The sequence below is a fragment of the Marinobacter sp. UBA3604 genome, assembly GCF_002375325.1.
In the GTDB taxonomy this organism is placed as follows: domain Bacteria; phylum Pseudomonadota; class Gammaproteobacteria; order Pseudomonadales; family Oleiphilaceae; genus Marinobacter; species Marinobacter salarius.
In genome coordinates, this window is the sequence record NZ_DFMB01000021.1 from 47847 (window position 1) to 71960 (window position 24114).

The window sequence follows — 24114 nt, forward strand, 5'->3', positions numbered from 1 at the left end:
GGAGATAATCAATGAAATCGATCAAGTTACTTGTTGCTGCACTCTTTGCTGCGATGCCGGCACTGGCCATGGCACAGGACGCGGGTGCCCAGGGCATGGGAGTGATGGGGCAGGTGATCTTCTTTGCCGGCTTTATCCTGATTTTCTATTTCCTGATCTGGCGCCCTCAGTCCAAGCGAGCAAAGGAGCACAAGGCGCTGATGGCCGGCCTGGACAAAGGCGATGAAGTGGTTACCTCTGGCGGCGTAGCTGGCAAGATCACCAAGGTTGCCGATGATTTTATCGTGGTTGAAATCGCCGACAACGTTGAAGTCAAGGTTCAGAAAGTTGCTGTTGCAGCGGCACTTCCGAAAGGAACTCTGAAGGACATCTGATCGACCGGTTTTCGACTCAGGTCTGAATTTGCCACGCTGAAACATCACCGCCGGTCCATTGGCCGGCTTAAAGGGACCTCATGCTGAACAAGTATCCGCTCTGGAAAAACCTGGTTATCGTGATCGCGCTGGTGATCGGGTTCGTCTATGCCTTGCCTAACGTCTTTCCCGACGATTTCGCCGTACAGATCACTGGTGCCCGGAGCAGTACCGAAGTCGATCAGCGGATTCTCGACAGGGCTGTTGATGCGCTCGAAGCCGACGGAATCCAGGTTAAGGAATCCGAGTTGCAGGAGCGCGACGCACTGATCCGCCTGAACGATGCCGAATCCCAACTGAGAGCCCGGCCGATTGTGCAAGAGGCGCTTGGCAGGGACTATCTGGTGGCGCTGAATATGGCCCCTTCCACGCCGGAATGGCTGGAAAGCGTTGGTGCCGGCCCGATGAAGCTTGGCCTTGACCTTCGGGGTGGTGTTCATTTCCTGCTGGAAGTGGATATGGAAACAGCCGTCGACCAGCGCCTTGAGGCCATGTCTGGTCAGATCAAGCGTGAGTTACGTGAAGAGCGTGTTCGCTACCGTGGTGGCGATGTGGAAGGCAACCGTTCCATTGTTCTGAGTTTCCGCGACGAAAGTTCCCGCAGCGAAGCGTTTGACCTGATCCGCGACCAGTACAACCAGTTCCTGTTAGACGAGCGGACTGAGGAAGGTGAGTATCTTCTGGTTCTGTCGATGTCGGAAGCCGAGGTGAAGTCCATACAGGACTACGCGCTGGAGCAAAACCTGACCACCATCCGCAACCGGGTGAACGAGCTTGGTGTGGCGGAGCCTTTGGTGCAGCGCCAGGGAGCGGACCGCATTATTGTGGAATTGCCCGGTGTGCAGGATACCGCTGCGGCCAAGCGTGTACTGGGTGCTACGGCCAACCTGGAATTCCGTCTTGAGGCCCGTCAGGATGCCTCATCCGCTGATATCGAGACGTTCCCGTTCCGTGACAACCCCAACCGTGAAGCCCGTCTCGAGCGGGAGGTGATCGTCACCGGTGACAATGTCTCTAACGCACAACAGGCGTTCGACGAGAACGGCCAGCCACAGGTCAACATCACCATGGACTCGGTGGGCGGCGACTTGATGAACCGCTCAACCCGCAACGCCATTGGGCGTCGCATGGCGGTCCTCTTTATCGAATACCGGACAGAAACGGAAGAAGTGGTTGTGGATGGTGAAACCCGCACGGTCGACAACCGCGTTGTCGAGAAGGGTATCATCAGCCTGGCGACGATCCAGTCTGCGCTGGGAAGCAGTTTCCGGATTACCGGACTGGATTCCATCCCTGAAGCAGCGGAGTTGGCCTTGCTGCTGCGGGCCGGTTCGTTGGCCGCGCCAATGTACTTTGTCCAGGAGCGGACGATTGGTCCCAGCCTTGGGCAGAAGAACATTGATGCCGGCATGATGTCGGTCCTGCTCGGCTTTGTGTTGGTCCTCTGCTACATGGTGGTGTACTACCGTGGCTTTGGCGTTATCGCCAACATTGCGCTGACGCTTAACCTGATGCTGCTGATCGCATGTATGTCGATTCTCTCCGCAACCCTGACGTTGCCGGGTATTGCCGGTATCGTGCTGACAGTGGGTATGGCGGTTGACGCCAATGTGCTTATTTTCGAGCGCATAAAGGAAGAGTTGAAATCGGGCATACCGCCGCAGTCGGCGATAAACTCCGGTTACTCCCGGGCCTTCGTTTCGATTTTCGATGCCAACATCACCACCCTGTTGGTGGCGGTGATCCTGTTCGCCATGGGGTCCGGCCCCGTGAAAGGGTTCGCGGTGACACTGTCGATCGGTATTCTTACGTCGATGTTCTCCGGGCTGATGGTCAGTCGCAGCATCGTAAATCTTGTATACGGCGGTCGACAGGTTGAAAAGCTGTCGATTGGGGGGAAGCTGGCCAATGTCTGAAGTAGAGAAGAAACCTATCGATTTTATGGGCTTTCGGAAGATAGCTTCCGTTGTGTCCATTGCGCTGGTTGTTGCGGCCATTGCGTTGCTGGCAGTGCGCGGCCTGAACCTCGGGCTGGATTTTACCGGTGGTACCTCCGTTGAGCTGGAATACCAGCAGGCACCCGCCTTGGACAATGTTCGCCAAACCCTGGAGAGCGCGGGATACGAGCAGTTCGTGGTCCAGAACTTTGGTTCGGATACCACGGTGCTGGTGCGAATGGCAGAGTCCGAGAACGACCAGTTGGCCGCTGAAGTCACGGCCGCGCTGTCGGCCGGTGGTAACGAGCTTGAGCTGGTGAGCTCCGAATTTGTCGGCTCCCAGGTTGGCGACGAGCTGAAGGAAGACAGTGGCCTGGGTATGCTCATCGCGCTGGCAGTTGTGCTGATTTACGTTGGCATGCGGTTCCAGTTCAAATTTGGCATTGCCTCTGTTGTGCCCCTGGCCCACGACGTCATCATCGTGTTGGGTGTGTTTGCGCTGTTCCAGTGGACGTTTGATCTCAGTGTCCTGGCGGCGTTGCTGGCGGTTATCGGTTATTCCCTCAACGACACCATCGTGGTGGCAGACCGGATTCGCGAGAACTTTCGCAAGATGCGTGAAGGGGGCTCCGAGCACATCATCAACGAGTCCATTCATCAAACCATCAGCCGGACCATCAACACTTCAGGTACGACATTGGTGGTTCTGTTCGCCTTGTATTTCCTGGGTGGTGAAGCGATCAACAACTTTGCGCTTGCTCTGATCATCGGTGTGGTGGTGGGTACCTACTCATCCATCTATGTGTCAGCAAACCTGCTGGTTGCCCTGGGTGTTGCACGGGAAGACCTGATCGTTCCGCCGAAGGAAGGTCTTGCGGGGCAGGAAGAGGAAGAAGAGCAGCCGCCCGAGTGGCTGAATCGGATGTAAGCCGTCGGTCAGCCATAAAAAAGCCGCAACCCCCATTGGGTGTTGCGGCTTTTTTGTGCCCGGCTTTTGGCCTTTATGCCTAGCGAGGCAGTCGGCCCCGGAACGGGTGAAGTGTTTTGAGCACTTCCCGGAACAGCTTGGGGTTTGCGACGATCAACTGCTTTGCTTTTTCCGTCGAAGGATTTCCGGAGAAGTCGCCGGTCAGGGCGCCGGACTCCAGTGCCAACGTGACGCCGATGGCCAGGTCAGCCGGCTCAGGGCGGAAAATGACTGCGGCGTCCAGATGGCCGGATGCCACCCGGGCGATATCAAGGGCTACACAACCAGCGGTTCGAAACAGGCTGCTGTCACGTGCAAGCAAGGATGCCATCTCGCCCCACATCAGTGGGTCGTCAGAAGAGCGGGTCTGGTCGAGAAGGTTGCTGACCACGGCTGCTCGGTCGGCATGCTTGACGTCGCTGGTACGCACTCGCCGGCTGTTGAGCGCGGCCCCATGGCCACGGCTGGCGGAGTATTCTTCACCGGTAACCGGGTTGATCAGCAGCAGGTTCTCGGTGCGGTTGTTCTTCTTTTGCAGCAACGCAACGGCGAAGTCAGGAATGCCGCGCAAAAAATTCTCACGCCCGAGTACCGGGAAAATATGCCAGCTCTTGTCATTGCCGTCGGCGTCCGCCTCGTTCAAAGGAGCGATGGCGTGGTCCTTGTATGCTTTATCGAGCTGTTCGGAAAAATTGTCGTAAATGGACTGTTCGACCCGCTCCAGTTGCTTGCGGCGGTCTTCGCTGTCGCCGTTGGGTTCCTGGCGTTCGAAGTGTGCTTTCAGATAGTCGGACCCCTGACGCGCGACGCGCAGGGCCATTTTGATTGCTGGTTGCATCTGAGTGTTCATTATCCGGGTGTGTGAAGGCCGCATAGCATATCAAAAACTGACCCGCCTTGTATGTTTTTCCAATCCGCAATGTCACGGATGGCGCTGTATCAGAGCATATCCGGAGAGGCGGGGAAGGGGGTGGATCTGTTATCATGCGTACCTTTCCAGTTTTTACAGAGATTCTACCGCCATGCACAAGCCAGCTAAGCCCCTGGAGGGTCCTGACACCTACAACGACCAGATCAGGATTGTCCTGGTTGAGACCTCCCATTCCGGCAACATCGGTGCGGTCGCCAGGGCCATGAAAAACATGGGTATGGGAAATTTGTGGCTGGTGAACCCTGTGTCCTTTCCCGATGAGGCCTCCTACGCCCGTGCGGCGGGCGCCTCCGATATACTCGACAAAGCCACGGTTGTCTCTACTCTGGATGACGCCATTGCCGATTGTGTGTGCGTCATGGGTACCAGCGCCAGGGGGCGAAAGGTCCCGTGGCCGGTCATTGCTCCACCAGACGCGGCGGCCAAGGCCTCCCAACAGTCGGAAGCGGGGCAGGTGGCATTGGTCTTCGGGCGTGAGAACCATGGGCTGAGCAATGACGAGTTGCAGCGCTGTCATTTCCACATTCATATTCCCTCAAATCCGGATTACAGCTCCTTGAATCTGGCCATGGCGGTTCAGGTAATGTGCTATGAATTGCGCATGCATTATCTAAGAGGCCTTGAAGGTGGAGGCAGCAGCCCATATCTCAGGCCTATGATGGCGCCTGGGGATGAAGGCTGGGATGTGCCGCCCGCGCCCGTCCGCGATGTAGAGGGTTTTTTCAGTCATCTGGAGCAGGTGCTTGTGGATGTGGACTTTCACCGCCGGGACAACCCCCGCCAGTTGATGACGCGGTTGCGGCGGCTGTTCCAGCGTGCTGGACTGGATCAGATGGAAATCAACATCCTGCGGGGGATACTGACCGCCGTGCAGAAGTCGGCAGGTACTGCGGAAACTGCAAAAAATACGTCAAAGGCTGGTTCAACGGCCGGTGAACAGGAATAGGGTTATGTTTGAACGTCTTAGGGAAGATGTGAACAGTGTGTTTCATCGTGATCCCGCCGCTCGCAATACTTTCGAAGTGCTGACCAATTACCCGGGTTTGCACGCACTGATGTGCCACCGGTTCTCGCATTGGCTTTGGGGCCTCGGTCTGATGTGGGTAGCACGAACGTTTTCCTCGATTGCCCGCTGGCTGACCGGCATTGAAATTCATCCCGGCGCCACGATCGGGCGGCGTTTCTTTATCGATCACGGCATGGGTGTCGTGATTGGTGAGACCACGGTGATCGGTGACGATGTCACTTTATATCAGGGCGTTACCCTGGGTGGTACCAGTTGGAACAAGGGTAAGCGCCATCCGACGCTGGGTGACGGTGTTGTGGTGGGTGCCGGTGCCAAGATCCTCGGGCCGTTTACGGTAGGCGAAGGCGCCAAGATTGGCTCCAACTCCGTGGTGACCAAAGAGGTTCCGCCGGGTGCGACGGTTGTCGGTATTCCTGGCCGGGTGGTGGTGAAGCGCAAAGGGGAAGATGACGCCCGGCGTAAGGAAATGGAAGAGCGCATGGGCTTTGATGCCTATGGCGTGACCGAGGAGATGCCGGACCCGGTAGCCCGGGCGATGCGCAGCCTGCTGGATCATATGCACGTTGTGGATGATCGCATTGAGAACATGTGCAAAGCGCTTCGCAAAGTGAACAGTGAGTACCAGAATGGCGAGTTGCCGCCGCTGCAGGAAGAGGATTTCGACTGTGTGCGGGACGACGAGCCGTCGCAACGGTGAATACTTGACTGTTTTGGTTGGTCAATTCATACTCGGCGTTGTTAAAGCCGAATCAATCCCTGACCGGGGCTGACGTTATGAGACTGACCACCAAAGGCCGCTATGCGGTGACGGCAATGCTGGATCTCGCCCTTCATGGGGATCAGGGGCCGGTGAGTCTGGCTGACATATCTGCCCGGCAGGAGATTTCCCTCTCGTATCTCGAGCAGTTGTTTTCCCGCCTTCGCCGTCACAAGCTGGTGACCAGTATCCGGGGGCCCGGCGGTGGTTATCGCCTGACCCGTGAGGCAGACGCCGTCTTTATCGCGGAAGTCGTCGATGCGGTCAGTGAATCCCTGGATACCACCCGTTGCGGCAACAAGGGTGATTGCCAGAATGGCGAAAAATGCCTGACCCACCACCTGTGGTCTGATCTCAGCGATCAGATCCATCAGTTCCTCAGCGATATCAGTCTTGGGGACCTGATGCGAAAGCGGGAGATTCAGGTGGTTGCCAGCCGGCAGAACAGGCGCCATTCCGACGGCGACTCACAGACGATTAACACCGAGCGCCTCACGGATCAGGCGCCGGCCTGAACGACTATCCTGAAACTTCTATGAAAAAGCCCGTCTATCTGGATTATGCGGCCACCACGCCCGTAGACCCTGCCGTTGCTGAAGAAATGCTCAAATACCTGACACCCGATGGCGTGTTTGGCAACCCTGCATCCCGCTCCCATGGCTTTGGCTGGCAGGCTGAAGCTGCGGTTGAAGGCGCTCGCCGGCAGGTGGCGAATCTGCTTCATGCGGACCCTCGTGAGATCGTGTGGACGTCCGGTGCTACCGAATCCGACAACCTTGCCATCAAGGGTGCGGTCGCAGGTAAGAGCAACCCGCACGTTGTGACGTCGATGATTGAACACAAGGCGGTGCTTGATACCTGCAAGTGGCTTGAAGGGCAGGGGGTTGAGGTGACCTGGCTGAAACCTGGAGCTGACGGACGTGTGTCCTGCCAGCAGGTCGAAGGTGCGCTTCGGAATAATACTGCTTTGGTCAGCCTGATGATGGTCAACAATGAACTGGGTAGCCAGACAGATATCGCTGCCATCGGTGCCATGCTTCGCGAACGCGGTGTGTTGTTTCATGTGGACGCAGCTCAGGCGGCTGGGAAGACAGAGGTGAATGTGGGGGGCATGCCGGTGGACCTGTTATCACTGTCCGGGCACAAGGTTTATGGGCCCAAGGGTATTGGAGCCCTCTATGTGCGGCGTTCGCCGGACGTGCGAATTGAATCCCAGATTCATGGGGGTGGCCATGAACGGGGTATGCGTTCCGGGACACTGCCCACGCATCAGATAGTCGGCATGGGCAAAGCCTTTGATCTGGCCGGTGAAAAACTGGAGCAGGAGAAGGCGCGACTGGAATTGCTGCGCAAGCGCTTCCTGTCAGGCCTTGAAGGGCTTGAAGGTGTGACGCTCAACGGCAGTGCCGAGCATCGGGTCCCGGGTATCATCAACCTCTCATTTGCAGGTGTCGATGCCGAATCCCTGATGCTGGGCTTGCGGGAACTGGCGGTTTCGTCCGGTTCAGCCTGCTCGTCGGCCACCATTGAGCCTTCGTTTGTGCTCAAGGGTATTGGTCTGGATGATGAGCAGGCGCATCGGGCGCTCCGGTTTTCCTTTGGACGCTTTTCAACGGAAGAGGAAATTGACTTCGCAGCGGCGCAAATCGTTGACGTTGTTACCCGTCTCCGTTCAGTGCGGTAGGCAGTTGCCTCCGGACTGCGTATAATCCCAACCCTGAAATTTTTCTGAACCTTAATGGAGATAGATCATGGCAAACGAGCGCACGCTCTCGATTATCAAGCCCGATGCAGTCGCAAAAAATGTGATCGGCGAAATCTACTCACGCTTCGAAAAAGCGGACCTGACCATTGTCGCCGCGAAGATGATGCACCTGACCCAGGAGCAGGCAGAAGGGTTTTACGCCGAGCACAAGGAGCGCCCGTTTTTCAATGATCTGGTTGCGTTCATGACCTCTGGCCCAGTTGTTGTTCAGGTTCTGGAAGGCAACGGTGCTATCCTGAAGAATCGTGACCTGATGGGAGCAACCAATCCCAAGGAAGCGGAAGCGGGCACCATCCGTGCCGACTTTGCATCTTCAATTGATGCCAACGCTGTTCATGGTTCAGATTCTGCTGCGTCAGCTGAGCGCGAAATTGCGTATTTTTTCAATGACAGTGAGATCTGCCCGCGCGGCTGATCAGGCTGTACCGGGCCGGGCATACGTCCGGCCCGTATTGGTTATTTGATTGAGGTTATGAAATGACAGCTGTTGCTGAGAAAACCAACCTTTTGGGAATGCCCAAGGCCAAAATGGAGGCCTTTTTTGAGTCCCTGGGGGAGAAACGTTTCCGCGCAACACAGGTGCTGCAATGGATTCACCAGCGCGGGGCCGATGACTTCGACCAAATGACCAATATGAGTAAGGTGCTGCGGGAAAAGCTGAAGGCCGTTGCGGAAATTCGTGGGCCAGAGGTGGTGTACGACGAGTCCTCCAAAGACGGTACCCGCAAATGGGTCATGCGCATGGACAACGGCAACAGTGTTGAAACCGTGCTCATACCTGACGGTGAGCGCGGAACGTTGTGCGTGTCGTCGCAGATTGGCTGCAGCCTCGATTGCACGTTTTGTTCGACGGGCAAGCGTGGATTTAACCGCAACCTTACCGCTGCTGAGATCATTGGGCAGGTCTGGGTTGCGCGTAAGGCGTTCATGCCCTTTGAGCCCGGTCCGGATCGCCCGATTACCAACGTGGTGATGATGGGAATGGGCGAGCCGCTGCTGAACTTCGACAACGTTGTCGATGCCATGAACCTGATGATGGAGGACCTGGCCTACGGCATTTCCAAGCGACGTGTCACCGTCAGTACCTCTGGTGTGGTTCCGGCACTGGATAAATTGGGTGAAGTTACCGATGTTTCACTGGCCATTTCGCTCCATGCCCCCAATGATGAGTTGCGTAACCAATTGGTGCCGTTGAATAAAAAGTACCCGATTGCGGAATTGCTTGCAGCAACGCGTCGTTACCTGGCACGTCTGCCGGACAAGCGAAAGGCAACCATCGAATACACTGTAATCGAGGGCGTTAACGACCAGCCTGAGCACGCAAGGGAATTGGCAGTGGTACTTCGCGGTCTTCCGTGCAAGATCAACCTGATTCCGTTCAATCCGTTCCCGGAGAGCGATTTCCGGCGTCCAAGTATGAACGCCACCCGCCGTTTCCAGTCAGTTCTGAATGAGGCAGGGTACATCGCCACGGTGAGAACCACCCGCGGTGACGATATCGACGCTGCCTGTGGCCAACTGGTAGGGATGGTGGAAGACCGCACCAAGCGTAGTCAGCGTTATATCCAGGTGCAGCAGGTCAGTCCGTAAACCCAGTGCTGATATGCACCTTCCAATTCAAGAGGAATTACCGACTGTGACATTTAATTCGGTGAAAAGGATGCAGGCCGCGCTTGTAGTGGTGTTGTTGGCGACGTTTGTCGCGGGGTGCGTGACCAATACCGATAGCCGTTTTGCCCGCGAGGCAGATCGCGACAAGGCCATCAGGAATTATGTCCAGTTGGGGACCGCCTATATTGGCCAGAATAATCTGGAAAGAGCCCGACACCACCTCGAACGGGCGCTTGAATTGGACTCTGATGACCCCGGGGCATTGGCGGCCATGGGGCTGATCTACAATGCCGAGGGTGAGCCGGAGCTGGCTGAGCGATCCTTCAAGGAGTCACTCGACAGTGATCAGGGGTATACCCGTGGGCGCGTTTATTACGGGGCATTCCTGTACGGCGCTGGCCGGTTTGAGGATTCCCGCGAACAGTTCCTCGCGGCCTCCAGGGATACGTCATACAACGACAGGGCCTCCGTGTTCTTCAATCTCGGATTGACCGAAGAAAGAATTGGCAACCTTGAGGGCGCCAAGACGGCGTACCGGCGCGCTGTTGAATTATCCCGTGGTGACGCAAAATCATTGCTTGCACTGTCACGGACATTGGTCGAATCCGGAGAACATCAGGCCGCGTCTCGCTACTACAGCCGCCTGATGACGCTGATGCAACGGAATCAGAATCTCCGCCATTCTCCGGAAAGCCTCTACACAGGTATTCGCATCGCCCGGCATCTGGGCGACAGGAACCGGGAATCAAGCCTCGGACTTCTGCTGAAAAACAATTTTCCAAACTCTGTCGAATACCAACAATACAGGGTGATGACATCCAATGGACAGTGATGATGCACAACAACCGTCGAGCCTGAATGAGCCAACGGGCCATTTGCTCAAACGTGCGCGTGAGCAGAAGGGGCTCAGTGTTTCAGCCGTGGCCGATGCCCAACATCTTCGTCCGGCGGTGATACAGGCGATAGAGGACGGGAAGTATGAACAGATCGACAGTGAACTGTTCCTCAAAGGCTATGTCAGAACTTACGCGCGACAGGTTGACCTTGATCCGGATGCGGTGATTGCGACGCTGGATGAGGAGCTGGAGCCACTGCGGCAGCGAAAAGTGCAGGCAGAAGAAGCCAATCCGTTGATTGATATCGAACGTCGCAGACGGCGGAAACGCCGCGTTGCGAAGTTGCTGCTTCTCCTGTTGGCCATAGCAGTAATTGCCTTTCTCGCATTGCGCTTTATGGGCGAATTGGACGGTATAACAGGCGACACGACGGAACCGGCTGTGTCCTCGGAAACGGCTGCTCCCGCGCAGCCTGAACCGTCCGAAGAGACGGTGTCGGTGGACGACACTGTCGATACCGAGTTAGCCGAGCCTGAAACCGAGGAAGAGGCCGATAGGCTATCCGCGCCGGTTGATGAAGCGTCGATCGTTGAGGACAATAGCGAGTTGGCAGAGCTGCCTGAGGACCCTCAGGTGAATGAGCAGGTCTCTGGCTCTCCGGCCCCGACGGTTGAAGACGATTCCGCTCCCGCTGCGCAACCTGCTGTCGATGAGATTGATGAGAGCCAGGTTCCGGTGGTGACCAGTGAGCCGGAGCCAGCGTTTCAGGAGAGCGCCCAGCCAACGGCTGCCGTCGGCAGCGCTCGCCTGGAAATGACATTCAGCGATGAGTGCTGGGTTCAGGTAACCGATTCGGCGGGCAATCGCCTGGTGGGATCCCTGCAACGGGATGGTGACAGGATTAATGTATCAGGCAGGCTGCCCATCGACGTTGTTGTCGGCGCAGTCGATGCCATCGAATCTATAAGATTTGATGGCCAACCGATTGACCTTTCCGGTTATCGGGTCGTCAACAACCGAGCAGAATTCTCGCTGGATATCTGAACGTTTCGAACCCTCTTTTGCGGTTAGCAGGCTATATGAATCACGAATCTCCGATCAAAAGACGCAAATCACGCCAGATAATGGTAGGCGATGTTCCCGTGGGTGGCGATGCGCCTATTGCTGTCCAGAGCATGACCAACACCAACACCTGTGACGTGGATGCAACCGTTGGCCAGATCCGCGCCCTGCAGGAAGCTGGAGCGGACATTGTGCGGGTATCCGTGCCTACAATGGATGCTGCGGAAGCGTTCGGCAAGATTCGCTCAATGGTGTCGGTACCATTGGTGGCTGACATCCATTTCGATCACCGAATTGCTCTGCGGGTGGCGGAACTGGGTGTTGATTGTCTTCGTATCAACCCGGGTAATATCGGTCGGGATGACCGTGTCAGCGCCGTGATCAGCGCCGCGCGGGATGGCAATATCCCGATTCGTATTGGCGTCAACGCGGGCTCGCTGGAAAAGGCACTGCAACGTAAGTACGGGGAACCGACACCCGAGGCTCTGGTTGAGTCGGCCATGCGCCATATCGACATTCTCGACCGTCATGATTTTCAGGACTTCAAGGTGAGCCTGAAGGCCTCAGAGGTCTTCATGACGGTGGCGGCATATCGTCAGATTGCTGCACAGATAGAACAACCCCTGCATCTGGGTATTACCGAGGCTGGTGGCTTTCGCTCCGGGACAGTGAAGTCCTCTGTTGGCCTGGGCATGCTGCTGATGGACGGCATTGGGGATACCATCAGAGTATCGCTCGCGGCAGACCCGGTGCAGGAAATCAAGGTCGGCTACGATATTCTCAAAAGCTTGCGCCTGCGCAGCCGGGGTATCAACTTCGTCGCGTGCCCAAGCTGCTCACGCCAGAATTTCGATGTCATCCAGACCATGAATGACCTTGAGGCTCGTCTGGAAGACGTCAACGAGTCCCTGGATGTTGCCATCATTGGCTGTATTGTAAACGGGCCGGGCGAGGCAAAGGTTGCTGACCTGGGCTTGACCGGCGGCAGCCCCAAGAACCTGTTCTACGCGTCGGGCAAGCCTAATCAGAAGCTCGACAATGCCAACCTGACCGACGACCTGGAACGGCTGATCCGTGAGGAAGTGGCGCGTCGCAAGGAAAAGGAAGAAGCGATCATTACCCGCTCGGCCGACTGAGAGCAGATCGTCAAATCACCGACACAGATAAGGTAGTAACTTGGCTAAGATCCAGGCAATCCGCGGGATGAACGATATCCTGCCAGAGCAGACGCCGGTGTGGCAGTTTGTGGAAGACACGGTCAGGAAAGTGCTTTCCCAGTACGGTTATCAGGAAATTCGCATGCCGGTGGTTGAGCAGACGGACCTGTTCAAGCGCTCTATTGGCGAAGTGACAGATATCGTTGAGAAAGAGATGTACACCTTTGAGGATCGCAACGGTGACAGCCTGACCCTGCGCCCCGAAGGTACGGCCGGCTGTGTGCGTGCCGCCGAAGAACACGGTCTGCTTTTTAATCAGACCCGCCGGCTTTGGTACACCGGCCCCATGTTTCGTCATGAGCGCCCCCAAAAAGGCCGTTACCGTCAGTTCCACCAGATCGGCGTGGAATGTTTTGGCATGACCGGCCCGGATATTGATGCTGAGCTCCTCGTGTTGACGGCCAGGCTCTGGCGCGCGCTAGGACTGAGTGAACACACCCGCCTGGAAATCAATTCCATAGGTACGTCTGCTGCCCGTCGGGAATACCGCGAGGCGCTGGTCGCGTACCTCTCGGACTACCGGGATCAATTGGACGAAGACAGCCAAAGGCGTCTTGGCTCGAACCCGCTACGCATTCTGGACAGCAAGAACCCGGTCACACAGAAGCTTCTGGTGGACGCGCCTCGCCTGGATGACTACCTCGATGATGAATCACGGGATCATTTCCGCCAATTGCGTTCGTTGCTGGACGCGGCTGGCATTGAGTATACGGTGAATCCAAAGCTGGTTCGCGGGCTCGATTATTATGGCAAAACCGTATTCGAGTGGATTACCGACAGCCTGGGCTCCCAGGGGACGATCTGCGCCGGTGGTCGCTACGATGGGCTGGTGGAGCAGTTGGGAGGCAAGCCAACGGTGGCGGTCGGTTTCGCCATGGGGCTCGAACGACTGATTTTGCTGCTGGAAACGCTCAATCTTGTGCCAGACAGTGCCAATGGCAATGCAGACGTGTATGTTGCGGCTATGGGTGAATCCACCGTGGCCCCAGCATTGGCGTTGTGTGAATCCCTTCGCGATGCCTTGCCGGGTGTGACGGTGATGGGGCACTGCGGTGGCGGTAGTTTTAAGAGTCAGATGAAGAAGGCTGATCGCAGTGGCGCCCGTTACGCAGTCATTCTGGGTGAGAATGAGGTTGCCAGCGGGACCGCCGGCCTTAAGCCGTTACGTTCGGATGAGGCGCAGCAAGACGTTGCCCAGGGCGACCTGGCAGTGGCACTGAAAGAATTGCTTGGCCGCTGATGGCGCGCCGACGAGCTACAGCATAATAAACATCTATTGCAGGAGTCATCATGGCTGAAATGCGTACTGAGGAAGAAACGGTCCAGGCAATCAAGGACTGGTGGAAAAAGAATGGCAGCTCGCTTCTGATCGGTGTCGGTGCGGCGCTGGCTATTGTTTTCGGGTGGCAGGCCTGGCAGAACCATCAAATGCAGCAGCGTACGGAAGCGGCTTCCCAGTTTGCCGAGCTGATCAATGCCTACAGCGATGAGAGCGATGAAAATCGCGCAGATACCGTTGCTTACGTGGCCGAGAACCTGCGAGAAGAATACAGCGACAGCGCTTTCGCTATCTATGGCATGTTGATGCTTGCTCGCCAGCAGGTTATGGACCAGGGCGATCCGGAAGGGGCGATCGAGTCCCTGACCTGGGCACAGGAAAAAGCCGGCGAAAGCGGAGCGTTGGCGCTGGTTATTCGCAACCGCCTGGCCCGCGCCCAGTTCTCGGCGAAACAGTACGAAGATGCTTTGGCAACCATTGAGGGTACGGACAATACCGGCAGTTTCGGCGCTATTTTTACCGAGCTTAAAGGCGATATCCTGCTAGCCCAGGGTAATCGTGAGGGGGCTCGAGAAGCGTATCTGGCGGCCCGTGAAATGAACCAGCAGGGTCGTAGCGGCATTCTTGAGCTCAAGCTATCCGACCTTGGTGTTGAGGAGGGAGCCTGATGCCCTGGTTGGTTAACGGGCATACCAGACTCCTTTCGCTTGCGGGTATGCTGACACTGGCTGTCCTTGCAGGATGTAGTACCAGCGACACCTTTGAGCAACCTGCACCGGTTCCGGAGATTTCATCCAGTGTCGGGCTTGAGCCTGTCTGGAGTATGGGTGTTGGGGACGGGCATGATGACAACTTCCTGTACCTCGCCCCTCTGAACACCGGAGACCGTTTGTATGCGGCATCAGCCGATGGCGAGGTTTATGCCGTCGGCTCCGAAAACGGCGAGGTATTCTGGTTCCGGGATCTTGACGAGGAAATCAGTGCCGGCGTTGGTGGCGATCAGGGAAACCTGTACCTGGTCACCCGTGATGCTGAGCTGATGGCCCTGTCGCGCGAAGATGGTTCTGCGCTTTGGCGGCAGCCTTTGCCCAACGAAGTGTTGGCATCCCCCCAGTCCAATGGGCGCCTGGTGGTGACACAGACCATTGATGGCAAGGTGCTGGCGTTTGATACCGCCTCCGGGGAGCAGGCATGGCAATACGACAGTGATGTCCCGGTCCTGTCAATACGTGCAGCGGCGTCGCCGCTTGTCGGGGCAGACCTTGTGCTGGCTTCACTGGCCAACGGCAAGCTCATGGCGATCTCCACTGAGACCGGCCAGCCCGTTTGGCAGTATGAAGTGGGCCAGCCGCAGGGCCGTACCGAGCTTGAACGGCTTGTTGATGTGGCCGGTGAGCCGCTGATTCTAGAGAGCGCGGCGATGATTGTGGGCTATCAGGGCAAGCTTGCGCTGGTTGACCTGCAAACCGGACAGGAAATCTGGAGTCGTCCCGCCTCCAGCCTGCAGTCACCAATGATCGGCAACGGTAATATTTTTGTCGCGGGTGCCAACGGCGATATCACGGCCTACCGCGGTTCCGACCGTCGCGAGCTGTGGGTTCAGGACCGGTTATCCTGGCGGCAGCCAACGCAGCCGGTTGTCTATGAGGATTACCTGTTGATAGGTGATTTCGAGGGGTATATTCATATGTTGTCGTTGGAAGACGGCAGCTTGGTGGGTCAGCTTGAATTTGACGACGAGGGCCTGCGGGTGCCTTTCCAGCGCCTGCAGAACGGTAACCTTCTTGTGTATGGCAATAGCGGTAAACTGTCGGTATTGAAACTCCGGACGCTCGACTGAGTGCTCCTTTCCGGCCCTATCGCTGTGAAGCGCGGGCCCTGTTTAATGTGTAGCGAAAGACTATGACCCCTGTAATTGCTCTTGTCGGGCGCCCCAACGTGGGCAAATCGACACTGTTTAATCAAATGACGCGGTCCCGGGATGCGCTTGTAGCGGATTTCCCCGGCTTAACCCGTGATCGTAAATACGGTGAGGGCAATTACGAAGGGCAGCGCTTTATCGTGATTGATACCGGTGGCCTGACCGGGGGTGAGGAAGGCCTGGACGCTGAAATGGCCCGCCAGTCCATGCAGGCTGTCGAGGAAGCTGACATTGTCCTGTTTCTGGTAGATGGCAAGGCCGGCCTCAATGGCGGCGACGAACTGATTGCTGCCCATCTTCGGAAAACCGGCAAGCGGGCGCATCTGGTGGTCAACAAGACGGATGGCCAGGACCCCGACATCGCCGCGTCCGATTTCTACGGCCTGGGCTTTGAATCTACCTATCTGATTGCTGCCTCTCACAACCGGGGCATTCGCTCCATGCTGGAAGAGTTGCTGCCGTCCGAGGAAGAGCGCGAAGGGCAGGACCGTGCCGATCGTTATCCGGGCATACGCATTGGTATTGTCGGGCGGCCGAACGTGGGCAAGTCAACATTGGTCAACCGCATGCTCGGAGAGGACCGGGTGATCGTCTATGACATGCCCGGCACCACCCGGGATAGCGTTTACATCCCGTTTGAACGCATGGATAACCAGTACACACTGATCGATACGGCCGGTGTGCGCCGGCGTAAGAATGTCAGTGAGGTGGTGGAGAAGTTTTCCATCATCAAGACCCTCCAGGCTATCGATGACGCCCATGTGGTCATCCTGGTTATCGACGCCCGGGAAGGTCTGGTGGACCAGGATCTTCATCTGATTGGCTTTGTTCTGGATGCCGGCCGTTCCCTGGTGATTGCGGTCAACAAATGGGACGGCATGGACCCGGACGACCGGGCCAAGGTAAAAGAGCAGGTTCAGCGCCGCCTGGACTTTCTTGATTATGCTGACAAGCACTACATATCTGCCCTTCACGGCTCCGGTGTGGGCGTCATGTACGATTCGGTTCACGCCTGCTATGAGTCAGCGATGGCCAAGTGGCCGACCAATCGCCTGACGGCCATCCTCCAGGATGCTACCGCCCAACACCAGCCGCCGCTTGTGCAGGGGCGTCGAATAAAGCTGCGGTACGCCCACCAGGGTGGGTCCAACCCTCCAGTGATTGTGGTGCATGGCAATCAGACTGACGCGTTGCCAGGGGCTTACAAACGCTATCTGGAGAATACCTTCCGTAAAGTGCTGAAGGTCAATGGTTCTCCCATTCGCTTCGAGTTCCGTTCCAGTGAAAACCCGTTCGCTAATAAGGTTAGCCGGCTGACGCCGCGTCAGAAGGTCAAACAGGACAATGACCTGAAGAAAGGGCGGCCGGTGCGGAAGAAAGCGCGAATGAAGAGCAAGAAACGCTGAAACGATCCGACCGTCGGGGCAGCGCCAGGCAGTCGGTGCTGCATCAAAGGGCGCGATGGTTGGTCTTTAGCCACTCCTGAAACTCGTTTTCGGGCATCGGCCTGCTGTAGAAATAGCCTTGTGAATAGTCACAGCCTTCCTGTTGCAGGAAGTGTGTCTGGGCTTCTTCTTCCACGCCTTCTGCAATTACACTCAAGCCAAGACTGTGGGCCATGTTGATAATGGCCTTCACCAGCGAGGCGTCCTCCCGCTCCTTCATCACGTCCTGGACAAAGGATTTGTCGATTTTCAGGGTATCGAAAGGGTAGCTCTTGAGGTAGCTGAGCGCCGAATAGCCGGTACCGAAGTCATCAACTGACAGGCGAATACCGGATTGATCGAGTTGCCGCAGGATATCGGCGGTTTCTATGGTGTTATCAAGGATCAGTCGCTCAGTGATTTCCAGTTCCAGTTGCTGGGGGGGCAAACCGCTGGCTTTGAGAGCATTCATGACGGTGTCGACAAAGCCCGGATCCCTGAATTGCCTGGGAGATACGTTGACTGAAATGCCGATGTCCGTACCAGTGGACTCTTTCCAGCGTATGGCCGCCAGGCAGGCTTCCCGTAACACCCATTCACCAATCGGCGTTATCAGGCCGGTTTCTTCCGCCAGGGGTATAAACCGGTCGGGCATGACCATACCCATACCGGGGTTATTCCAGCGCAGCAGGGCTTCGGCAGAGCACAGTTGGCCGGACTCGGTGCGAACAATGGGCTGGTAGTAGAGCTCGAACTCTTTTTGCTCCAGGGCCCGGCGCATCAGCGATTCCATCTGCAGCCGTTCATGGGAGACTTCCGTCATTTCCGGAGCAAAGAGAGCATAGGCACTTTTACCCTTGTGTTTGGCCTGGTACATGGCGGCATCGGCGTGTTGAAGCAGGGTGCCGCTGTTATCGGAGTCGTTCGGGAAAACGGAGATACCGATACTGGTGGTTACGAACACTTCCTGGCCATTCAGCAGGTAAGGAGGGGCAAAGGTCTTGAGGATACGCTCTGCCACCTGTGACGTCGCCTCGGGGCCCGTCAGGCCGGGCAATATCACCAGAAACTCATCACCACCAAGCCTGGCGACGGTGCTGGTACCCCGAAGGCAGCTGGAAATCCGTCGTGCGGCCTCTATCAGGAGGTTGTCACCGGCGTCGTGCCCAAGGGTATCGTTAATGTGCTTGAAGTTGTCCAGGTCGAGAAACATCACGCCAACCAGGGAGCTTTCGCGTCTTGCCTGGGCCAGGGCCAGTTTCAGGCGATCCAGGGCGAGCATTCGGTTGGGAAGCCCGGTCAGGATGTCGTAGTTAGCCTGTCTGAGCAGTTGTTGCTCGTAGCGCTTGCGAATGCTGATATCTTCGCCAAGAATCAGGTAGCCGGTGGCTTCGCCCTTGGAATTCTTGATGGGGGTTACGATCAGTTGTTCCCAGAAGCGCTCACCGTTCTTGCGAACGCTGTTGATTTCCCCCTGCCAGACCCCCACGCGTTGGACCTGAAGTCGGATGGATTGCCACAGTTGGCGGTTTTCTCGATGGGCCTGTGCATCCTCGGATAGCACGCCCGGGTGTTTTCCGGCGATGGTGGCTGCGTCGTAGCCGGTGAGCTGGCTGAATTTCTGGTTGGCGTATTCGATACGCCACTGGCGATCACAAATCAGCACCGATGACGGGCTTTGCTCAATCGCCTTGGAGAATTTTCGGATTTCCTGGGCATCGCGCTCCTGTCGTTCGAGGTCATCGTTGAGACGTTCCCGCATCTGGTTGATGGCAACGGTGACCTGGGCCAGTTCGTCATTTCGATTCAGTTGGGTGTCCGGTCGGTCCAGTTCAAGCGGGTCTGACAGGTTGTTGAGTGAGAAATTGCGGGCGTAGTTGGCCATGGTGGTCAGGTGCCGCGCAATGAAGTGCTGGAAAATCCAGATGATCAGGATCGAAACGAAAAAGGTCTTCAGGAACTGGGTGGTCAGCACCACTACGACTTTTTGGCGCATGTCCGAGAACACCCGCTTCAGATCGGCGGTGATGGTCAACTGACCCAAACTGAACATTTCATCACCCTGGTGGGTGAGCTTGAACGTATGGCTGATTGTCTGGGCGTTGCGAGGGATTTCGCCCATGACCAGTTCGGAATCCGGTTCAATTTTGAGGCGTAGGTGAACGATGTCTGGCAGGCTGAGTATGCCTTCGAGCTGGGTCTGTAGGAGTTTCTGATCCAGCGCCCATAGGCTGCGGGCCAGACTGGAGGTATAGCCGGTTTCGACAACCATCATGCGCCTGTCGATCTGCGACAGGTCCTTCCGGTAATCCGAGTATATCTGGATAGCTGAAGAGATGAGCGTGAACAACGAGCTGAACAACAGGATGTATGCGAGCAGCCTGAAGGACAGGGGAGACCCGGTTCGAAATCGTTGCAGGCGAGTCAACAGTTTTTGCATGTCCTATACTTCGGCCACCCTGGCAGGTTTCAATGAGCATGGTCAGACGGTGTTCTCAGGACTATAGCAGCAGTTTCTTGCAAATGCCTCGCAAATACAGGAAAAATCGGGAGAAATGTGTCACTGTTCAGGATTTGTTAATGTCTTGGGAGCGGGCAGTGTTCGGGGGTGTTGAACGCCTGCGCATGCAGGGCTGATCGATTGGGAGTGCAGGGTGGACCTGCAAAGAAAAAGAAGCTGAAAAAATGGCGTCCCCTAGGGGGTTCGAACCCCTGTTGCCGCCGTGAAAGGGCGGAGTCCTAGGCCACTAGACGAAGGGGACGCATCGCTTCAAAAGCTTGCCTCGTCGAGGTGGCGCGTATATTAAGTAAGGCGATACGAGCTGTCAAACGGTTTTTAAAAAAATAATGGCTTTCGCGAGCACAGCAGGTTGGTCGAGGAAGCTGCCCTGAGCCTTTCCGAGGACCGCCTCAGTACCTTACCGAATCCGCCAGGGCTGGGCCCAATTCAGGATACTGGAAATGGAACCCTTCGGCTTCGAGTCTTTCGGGTATGGCCATTTGGCCGGTCAGTAACAACCGGGACATTTCGCCCAGCGCCAACTTAAGGACCGGACTTGGTGCCGGGAAAATGGCCGGCCGGCCCAAAACGCCGGCAAGACACTTTGTAAACTGCCGGTTGGTGACCGGGTTGGGGCTCACGACGTTGTAGGGGCCGTTGGCCTTGTCGGATTCGAGCATCCAGACAAGCGCTGCGACCACGTCGTCCCGGTGAACCCATGGCATGAACTGTTCGCCGTCGCCAAGTCGTCCCCCAAGACCCAGGCGGAAGGGTAGAAGCATGCGCTGCAGGAAACCGCCACCCGGGCCGGCAACAATCCCCGTCCGCGACAGGCATACGCGAACGCCGTCAGCCTCCAGGCTCAGAGCTTCCTGTTCCCAGTCACGGCACATGCGATGAGTGAATTCGTCATGGGGCAACGTTTGCTCAGTCACGTGTTCACGGCTCTGGTCGCCGTAGAAACCCACCGCAGAACCGGACACCAGCACGCGCGGGAGTGATTCCCAGCTCCTTATCACGTTCGCCAGGAGGCTAGTAAGGCCGATACGGCTGTCCCGCAGTTCCTGTTTGCGGCGATCGGACCACCGTTTATCGGCGATGCCTTCGCCAGCCAGGTTGATAACCGCACCGAACCCCGGGTGGCCTCGTAGCAGCTCGAGATCTCCCAACGCCTCTACACGTCCACAAAGAGCCTGAACGTTTGCCGTGGACTGTCTGCTGAAGACGGTTGGGGCGTAGCCTTTGCTGATCAGTTGTTGGCACAATGATTGGCCGATGAATCCGGTGCCTCCGGTGATCAGAATCCGATTATCCATTGCTGCTCGCTCCTGGGTCGGTTAATGGTCGGCTATTGATAGTTGTCGGTGATGGGTTATGCCGGCTGTTTGTGGCTGTCGAGTTCGTGGATCACAACGTCACGAATGGCTTTCCCCAGTTCGGGATTCTCACCGATGGGTGGTGCAAGCGTAATGCTGACCTCGTGTTGGCTTTGTAGCCCCTCGATCATCGCGGGAACGTCTTTTCTGAGATGACGGCCCGCCGCCAGGAATAGCGGCACGACGGTATACTGTCGGACGCCTTCACTTGCTCCCTCGCTGATAACCGTATCCAGGGAGGGCTCTGCCAGTTCCATATAGGCAATGCGGGACCCGGGTACAGATTCAAGTGTCGGGGTTGCCAATGCTTCGAACGTCCGGCACCAGCGCTCATCGCTGCTTCCATGGGCAAGTAGGATTATTCGGGGAGCTTCTCCGTTCATAGTATCTCCTGGTATGAATAAAAGCTGGGATAGTAATCTAAAGTGTAGCAGCCGCAGGCCTGCCACTGTGCTGCTCGATGACGATAGGATGGGTATATGTTCGATTGGAAAGAGATTCTGGATTTCTGGTTTGGTGAACTTGATGAGCACGGCCTGCCGGACAGCTTTCACAGGAATCGCTGGTTCCGTTCCACGCGTGCCTTCGACCAGGAAATCCGGCGACGCTTCCTGTCGATGGTCCTTTTTGCGTCAGAGGACGGTCTGCGGCACTGGCGCAAGACGGCCGGCGGGGCTCTTGCAGAGATCATCCTGCTGGATCAGTTCACACGGAATATTCATCGGGGCGGAGCGCTGGCGTTTTCCAATGACCGGTTGTCTGTAAAGCTCTGTAAGGCAGCGATGCGTGATGGACAGGACATGGAATTGCCCCCGGTAAAGCGGGGCTTCCTCTATATGCCGCTGCAGCACTCGGAAAAACGTGAGGATCAGGATCTGTCTGTGGAGTGTTACTCACAATTGGCCGCCGCCACCGATGGCATTGTCGGAGATTTTATGGAGAGTTTTCTACAATCCGCCCGTGACCATCGGGATATCATCCACCAATTCGGCCGTTTTCCACACCGCAACCAGGCACTGAAACGCTCCTCGAGCCCGGAGGAGCAAGCCTACCTGACCAACGGTAAGCGCTTCGGCCAATAAATGCCTTCAAATCCGTTCAACAGGCCGGAACTGCCAAGCCCATCAAGGTTTCATGGCGCCTTATGCGGCAGAATTTACAAAAACTAACAAGAATCAGGCTTCGCTGCACAGGTCTCAGGGCCATTGCAGGCGGCCGGCGATCGAAACAAGGAAAACCAGCCATGGGGCAGTTACAGAACCCCGCACTCCAGGCGAACAGTGAACTGCCGGAGAACCGATTACTTCGGCAGTCGATTCGCTACAGGGGGCGCAAGACCTTACGTGTAAAAAGCGAGCTACGGCGTCTTAAAATCCTGGAGGCGACCCTTCGAATTGCAGCTCGTGACGGTTTGCGAGGCATCAAGCATCGAGCTGTTGCGAGGGAAGCGAAAGTGCCTCTGGCCGCCACCACCTATTACTTTCGCGATATTCATGAATTGATCAGTGACTCATTCATGCTTTTCGCTGAAAAAGCCCGGGACAATCTTGATGGCTTTTATGACACCATCAATCTGGTGCTGGATACCACCCCTGCAGAAACCCTTCGGCGCAATGGTCCCCAACGCAAGGAATTGGCTGCGCGTTTGTCGGTAATATCGACGGCCTATCTCCATGAGCAGTTTACAAAGCGAAGGCAGCAGATGCTGGCGGAGCAGGTGTTCCTTATGGAAGCGTTAAGGGATGACCGTCTTGCGGGCCTGGCAAGAAGCTATCGTGAAGCCTGGACCGCAGGCCTGCGGCAGATACTGAAGCGGCTGGATTCGCCATCACCGGAGAGAGACGCAACGCTGCTGGTGAATGTCACTCTGGGTATGGGATACGATTCTTTACTCAACGATCAGCGTGTGGATTACGCCGCACTGTCTGAGACCGTTGCGCGCGTGATCGGGTTGGCGTTAGGCGAACAGAAGATCGTACCGGTCTGAATATGGGGATGAAAAAGGTCCTGAAAAAAGAGTTGACGAACCAGGATGAATCCGTAGAATACGCGTCCGTTGATCAAGCGGGAATAGCTCAGTTGGTAGAGCACAACCTTGCCAAGGTTGGGGTCGCGAGTTCGAATCTCGTTTCCCGCTCCAGATTCCAAAAACCCGGTCTTTTCGAAAGGAAAGGCCGGGTTTTTCATTTTTAGCCTGCAAGCCACAGTCTTCACACCCTGTTCTCGGTTATACTGCCAGGTCATATTGGATGCCTTGTCGTCAGTGTTTCGGGAGCGCCCATGCAGGTACATTCGTTGTATGTCTATCCGGTCAAATCCCTGGCCGGAATCCAGGTTTCTTCATTCCTTCTGGACGAGTTCGGTCCGGCCGATGACCGTCGCTGGATGATCGTTGATTCCGAGCGCGAGTTCGTTACCCAGCGAAGCAATCCGGAACTCGCCATGATCAAAACCCGGTTGGACTCAGGTCAGGTCTTTGTCGATATACCGGGGGAGGGCGAGTTTCCATTGTTGCCGGACACTGAGGAGTGTCGTGTCAGGGTCTGGCGGGACTGGGCGAAAGCGGTGTACGGAGAGGACAAGGCATCTGCTGCGCTGTCCCGCTACTGTGGCCAGACATTTCGCTTTGTGTATATGCCCGAGGAAACCTTCCGCCGCGTTGAGGCGAGCCGGGTTACCGAGTATCGTCGGGTCAGCTTTGCCGATGGTTTTCCATTCCTGATCACCAACCTTGCGTCCCTTGAAGAGCTGAACACGCGCCTTGATTCGGCCATCGATATGCGAAGGTTCCGGCCGAACATTGTTGTTGAGGGCGCGGGGGCCTGGGATGAGGACAACTGGACATCTGCACGCATCGGGGAAACGGCATTCACGCTGGTAAAGCCCTGTTCCCGCTGTGTTATGACCACCGTGGATCCGGACCAAGGCGTAAAGTCCGTAGATCTGCAGCCTTTAAGGATGCTTGGAACCTATCGGCGAACCTCTGACGGCGTCATTTTCGGAATGAACGCCATTCATGAATCGGACGGGACCATCCGGGTCGGTGATCCGATTACTCTGCAAACGACTGCCACAACGGAGAATCAGTAAC

23 protein-coding genes and 2 tRNA genes are annotated in these 24114 nt (G+C 56.5%); 20 read left to right on the top strand and 5 right to left on the bottom strand.

Translation table 11 applies throughout. From position 1 onward, the window contains the following. The first annotated feature begins 11 nt into the window (after positions 1-11). The 3 genes from yajC (at position 12) to secF (ending at position 3278) form a co-directional block, all read left to right on the top strand. Entirely contained in the window at positions 12-374 is a 363-nt protein-coding gene (gene yajC / locus B2590_RS06175; protein ID WP_127401110.1) for a preprotein translocase subunit YajC, read from the top strand. 80 nt (positions 375-454) lie between these two features. Beyond that, the gene (gene secD, locus B2590_RS06180; RefSeq protein ID WP_127401112.1) at positions 455-2329 is read left to right on the top strand and encodes a protein translocase subunit SecD; all 1875 of its coding nucleotides are present in this window, start codon (positions 455-457) and stop codon (positions 2327-2329) included. Continuing rightward, on the top strand, positions 2322-3278 hold the full coding sequence (secF, locus tag B2590_RS06185; protein ID WP_127401114.1) for a protein translocase subunit SecF: 957 nt from the start codon (positions 2322-2324) through the stop codon (positions 3276-3278). The genes secD and secF overlap by 8 nt, the downstream gene beginning before the upstream one ends. A 79-nt stretch (positions 3279-3357) precedes the next feature. On the opposite strand, the gene B2590_RS06190 is transcribed toward secF, so the two are convergent. After that, positions 3358-4155, bottom strand: coding sequence for an inositol monophosphatase family protein (locus B2590_RS06190; RefSeq protein WP_127401116.1), 798 nt, complete (start codon positions 4153-4155; stop codon positions 3358-3360). A 184-nt stretch (positions 4156-4339) separates the two neighbouring features. On the opposite strand from B2590_RS06190, the gene trmJ reads away from it, so the two are divergent. From trmJ to der, 13 genes are all read left to right on the top strand, one after another. Next, complete coding sequence (trmJ, locus tag B2590_RS06195) at positions 4340-5194, top strand: tRNA (cytosine(32)/uridine(32)-2'-O)-methyltransferase TrmJ (protein ID WP_286811982.1); 855 nt, start codon at positions 4340-4342, stop codon at positions 5192-5194. A gap of 4 nt (positions 5195-5198) precedes the next feature. After that, entirely contained in the window at positions 5199-5972 is a 774-nt protein-coding gene (gene cysE, locus B2590_RS06200; protein WP_267285172.1) for a serine O-acetyltransferase, read from the top strand. Positions 5973-6049: 77 nt separating this feature from the next. Further along, the gene (gene iscR, locus B2590_RS06205) at positions 6050-6547 is read left to right on the top strand and encodes a Fe-S cluster assembly transcriptional regulator IscR (RefSeq protein ID WP_286811980.1); all 498 of its coding nucleotides are present in this window, start codon (positions 6050-6052) and stop codon (positions 6545-6547) included. A 20-nt stretch (positions 6548-6567) separates the two neighbouring features. Continuing rightward, positions 6568-7716, top strand: a complete 1149-nt coding sequence (locus B2590_RS06210; RefSeq protein ID WP_286811979.1) for an IscS subfamily cysteine desulfurase — start codon at positions 6568-6570, stop codon at positions 7714-7716. 67 nt (positions 7717-7783) lie between these two features. Next, complete coding sequence (gene ndk / locus B2590_RS06215) at positions 7784-8212, top strand: nucleoside-diphosphate kinase (protein ID WP_286811978.1); 429 nt, start codon at positions 7784-7786, stop codon at positions 8210-8212. 62 nt (positions 8213-8274) lie between these two features. Further along, positions 8275-9387 carry a 23S rRNA (adenine(2503)-C(2))-methyltransferase RlmN gene (gene rlmN / locus B2590_RS06220; RefSeq protein WP_007152368.1) on the top strand — a complete coding sequence of 371 codons (1113 nt, stop codon included), beginning with the start codon at positions 8275-8277 and terminating at the stop codon, positions 9385-9387. A 70-nt stretch (positions 9388-9457) separates the two neighbouring features. After that, on the top strand, positions 9458-10240 hold the full coding sequence (gene pilW / locus B2590_RS06225) for a type IV pilus biogenesis/stability protein PilW (RefSeq protein WP_286811989.1): 783 nt from the start codon (positions 9458-9460) through the stop codon (positions 10238-10240). Further along, positions 10230-11288, top strand: a complete 1059-nt coding sequence (locus B2590_RS06230) for a RodZ domain-containing protein (protein ID WP_286811977.1) — start codon at positions 10230-10232, stop codon at positions 11286-11288. Before pilW ends, B2590_RS06230 begins: the two co-directional genes overlap by 11 nt. A gap of 35 nt (positions 11289-11323) precedes the next feature. Continuing rightward, complete coding sequence (gene ispG / locus B2590_RS06235; protein WP_036208144.1) at positions 11324-12442, top strand: flavodoxin-dependent (E)-4-hydroxy-3-methylbut-2-enyl-diphosphate synthase; 1119 nt, start codon at positions 11324-11326, stop codon at positions 12440-12442. Positions 12443-12482: 40 nt separating this feature from the next. Beyond that, positions 12483-13763 (top strand): histidine--tRNA ligase, encoded by a 1281-nt coding sequence (gene hisS, locus B2590_RS06240; protein ID WP_127401126.1) that lies wholly within the window; start codon positions 12483-12485, stop codon positions 13761-13763. Positions 13764-13813: 50 nt separating this feature from the next. Then, positions 13814-14470 carry a YfgM family protein gene (locus B2590_RS06245; protein WP_127401128.1) on the top strand — a complete coding sequence of 219 codons (657 nt, stop codon included), beginning with the start codon at positions 13814-13816 and terminating at the stop codon, positions 14468-14470. Next, positions 14470-15642, top strand: coding sequence for an outer membrane protein assembly factor BamB (gene bamB / locus B2590_RS06250; protein ID WP_127401130.1), 1173 nt, complete (start codon positions 14470-14472; stop codon positions 15640-15642). The genes B2590_RS06245 and bamB overlap by 1 nt, the downstream gene beginning before the upstream one ends. Before the next feature lie 62 nt (positions 15643-15704). Beyond that, the gene (gene der / locus B2590_RS06255; protein ID WP_036208124.1) at positions 15705-17129 is read left to right on the top strand and encodes a ribosome biogenesis GTPase Der; all 1425 of its coding nucleotides are present in this window, start codon (positions 15705-15707) and stop codon (positions 17127-17129) included. Positions 17130-17172: 43 nt separating this feature from the next. Here the strand turns inward: der and B2590_RS06260 are convergent, their stop codons facing one another. The 4 genes from B2590_RS06260 to B2590_RS06275 all read right to left on the bottom strand — a co-directional run bounded on the left by B2590_RS06260 (position 17173) and on the right by B2590_RS06275 (position 21406). Next, the gene (locus B2590_RS06260; protein ID WP_036208121.1) at positions 17173-19587 is read right to left on the bottom strand and encodes a bifunctional diguanylate cyclase/phosphodiesterase; all 2415 of its coding nucleotides are present in this window, start codon (positions 19585-19587) and stop codon (positions 17173-17175) included. 246 nt (positions 19588-19833) lie between these two features. Then, a tRNA-Glu gene (locus B2590_RS06265) sits at positions 19834-19909 on the bottom strand. 148 nt (positions 19910-20057) lie between these two features. Beyond that, positions 20058-20963, bottom strand: coding sequence for a TIGR01777 family oxidoreductase (locus B2590_RS06270; RefSeq protein WP_036208119.1), 906 nt, complete (start codon positions 20961-20963; stop codon positions 20058-20060). A gap of 56 nt (positions 20964-21019) precedes the next feature. Beyond that, complete coding sequence (locus B2590_RS06275) at positions 21020-21406, bottom strand: sirohydrochlorin chelatase (RefSeq protein WP_036208116.1); 387 nt, start codon at positions 21404-21406, stop codon at positions 21020-21022. 96 nt (positions 21407-21502) lie between these two features. On the opposite strand from B2590_RS06275, the gene B2590_RS06280 reads away from it, so the two are divergent. From B2590_RS06280 to B2590_RS06295, 4 genes are all read left to right on the top strand, one after another. Further along, positions 21503-22105 (top strand): DUF924 family protein, encoded by a 603-nt coding sequence (locus B2590_RS06280; RefSeq protein ID WP_036208113.1) that lies wholly within the window; start codon positions 21503-21505, stop codon positions 22103-22105. Between the two features lie 161 nt (positions 22106-22266). Continuing rightward, complete coding sequence (locus tag B2590_RS06285) at positions 22267-23010, top strand: TetR/AcrR family transcriptional regulator (protein WP_127401132.1); 744 nt, start codon at positions 22267-22269, stop codon at positions 23008-23010. 77 nt (positions 23011-23087) lie between these two features. Then, a tRNA-Gly gene (locus B2590_RS06290) sits at positions 23088-23163 on the top strand. Between the two features lie 140 nt (positions 23164-23303). After that, a complete protein-coding gene (locus B2590_RS06295; RefSeq protein ID WP_127401134.1) occupies positions 23304-24113 on the top strand; it encodes an MOSC domain-containing protein in 810 nt (269 codons plus the stop codon). The last annotated feature ends 1 nt before the right edge of the window (position 24114 follow it).

Bases quoted from the DNA above. Each gene is read 5' to 3' on its own strand.
- B2590_RS06295 (WP_127401134.1), top strand. From the start codon at position 23,304: ATGCAGGTACATTCGTTGTATGTCTATCCGGTCAAATCCCTGGCCGGA.
- ndk (WP_286811978.1), top strand. From the start codon at position 7,784: ATGGCAAACGAGCGCACGCTCTCGATTATCAAGCCCGATGCAGTCGCA.
- pilW (WP_286811989.1), top strand. From the start codon at position 9,458: ATGCAGGCCGCGCTTGTAGTGGTGTTGTTGGCGACGTTTGTCGCGGGG.
- B2590_RS06285 (WP_127401132.1), top strand. From the start codon at position 22,267: ATGGGGCAGTTACAGAACCCCGCACTCCAGGCGAACAGTGAACTGCCG.
- ispG (WP_036208144.1), top strand. From the start codon at position 11,324: ATGAATCACGAATCTCCGATCAAAAGACGCAAATCACGCCAGATAATG.
- bamB (WP_127401130.1), top strand. From the start codon at position 14,470: ATGCCCTGGTTGGTTAACGGGCATACCAGACTCCTTTCGCTTGCGGGT.
- B2590_RS06275 (WP_036208116.1), bottom strand. From the start codon at position 21,406: ATGAACGGAGAAGCTCCCCGAATAATCCTACTTGCCCATGGAAGCAGC.
- B2590_RS06260 (WP_036208121.1), bottom strand. From the start codon at position 19,587: ATGCAAAAACTGTTGACTCGCCTGCAACGATTTCGAACCGGGTCTCCC.
- rlmN (WP_007152368.1), top strand. From the start codon at position 8,275: ATGACAGCTGTTGCTGAGAAAACCAACCTTTTGGGAATGCCCAAGGCC.
- B2590_RS06245 (WP_127401128.1), top strand. From the start codon at position 13,814: ATGGCTGAAATGCGTACTGAGGAAGAAACGGTCCAGGCAATCAAGGAC.
- B2590_RS06280 (WP_036208113.1), top strand. From the start codon at position 21,503: ATGTTCGATTGGAAAGAGATTCTGGATTTCTGGTTTGGTGAACTTGAT.
- B2590_RS06230 (WP_286811977.1), top strand. From the start codon at position 10,230: ATGGACAGTGATGATGCACAACAACCGTCGAGCCTGAATGAGCCAACG.
- yajC (WP_127401110.1), top strand. From the start codon at position 12: ATGAAATCGATCAAGTTACTTGTTGCTGCACTCTTTGCTGCGATGCCG.
- der (WP_036208124.1), top strand. From the start codon at position 15,705: ATGACCCCTGTAATTGCTCTTGTCGGGCGCCCCAACGTGGGCAAATCG.
- B2590_RS06190 (WP_127401116.1), bottom strand. From the start codon at position 4,155: ATGCAACCAGCAATCAAAATGGCCCTGCGCGTCGCGCGTCAGGGGTCC.
- B2590_RS06210 (WP_286811979.1), top strand. From the start codon at position 6,568: ATGAAAAAGCCCGTCTATCTGGATTATGCGGCCACCACGCCCGTAGAC.
- B2590_RS06270 (WP_036208119.1), bottom strand. From the start codon at position 20,963: ATGGATAATCGGATTCTGATCACCGGAGGCACCGGATTCATCGGCCAA.
- trmJ (WP_286811982.1), top strand. From the start codon at position 4,340: ATGCACAAGCCAGCTAAGCCCCTGGAGGGTCCTGACACCTACAACGAC.
- iscR (WP_286811980.1), top strand. From the start codon at position 6,050: ATGAGACTGACCACCAAAGGCCGCTATGCGGTGACGGCAATGCTGGAT.
- secD (WP_127401112.1), top strand. From the start codon at position 455: ATGCTGAACAAGTATCCGCTCTGGAAAAACCTGGTTATCGTGATCGCG.
- cysE (WP_267285172.1), top strand. From the start codon at position 5,199: ATGTTTGAACGTCTTAGGGAAGATGTGAACAGTGTGTTTCATCGTGAT.
- secF (WP_127401114.1), top strand. From the start codon at position 2,322: ATGTCTGAAGTAGAGAAGAAACCTATCGATTTTATGGGCTTTCGGAAG.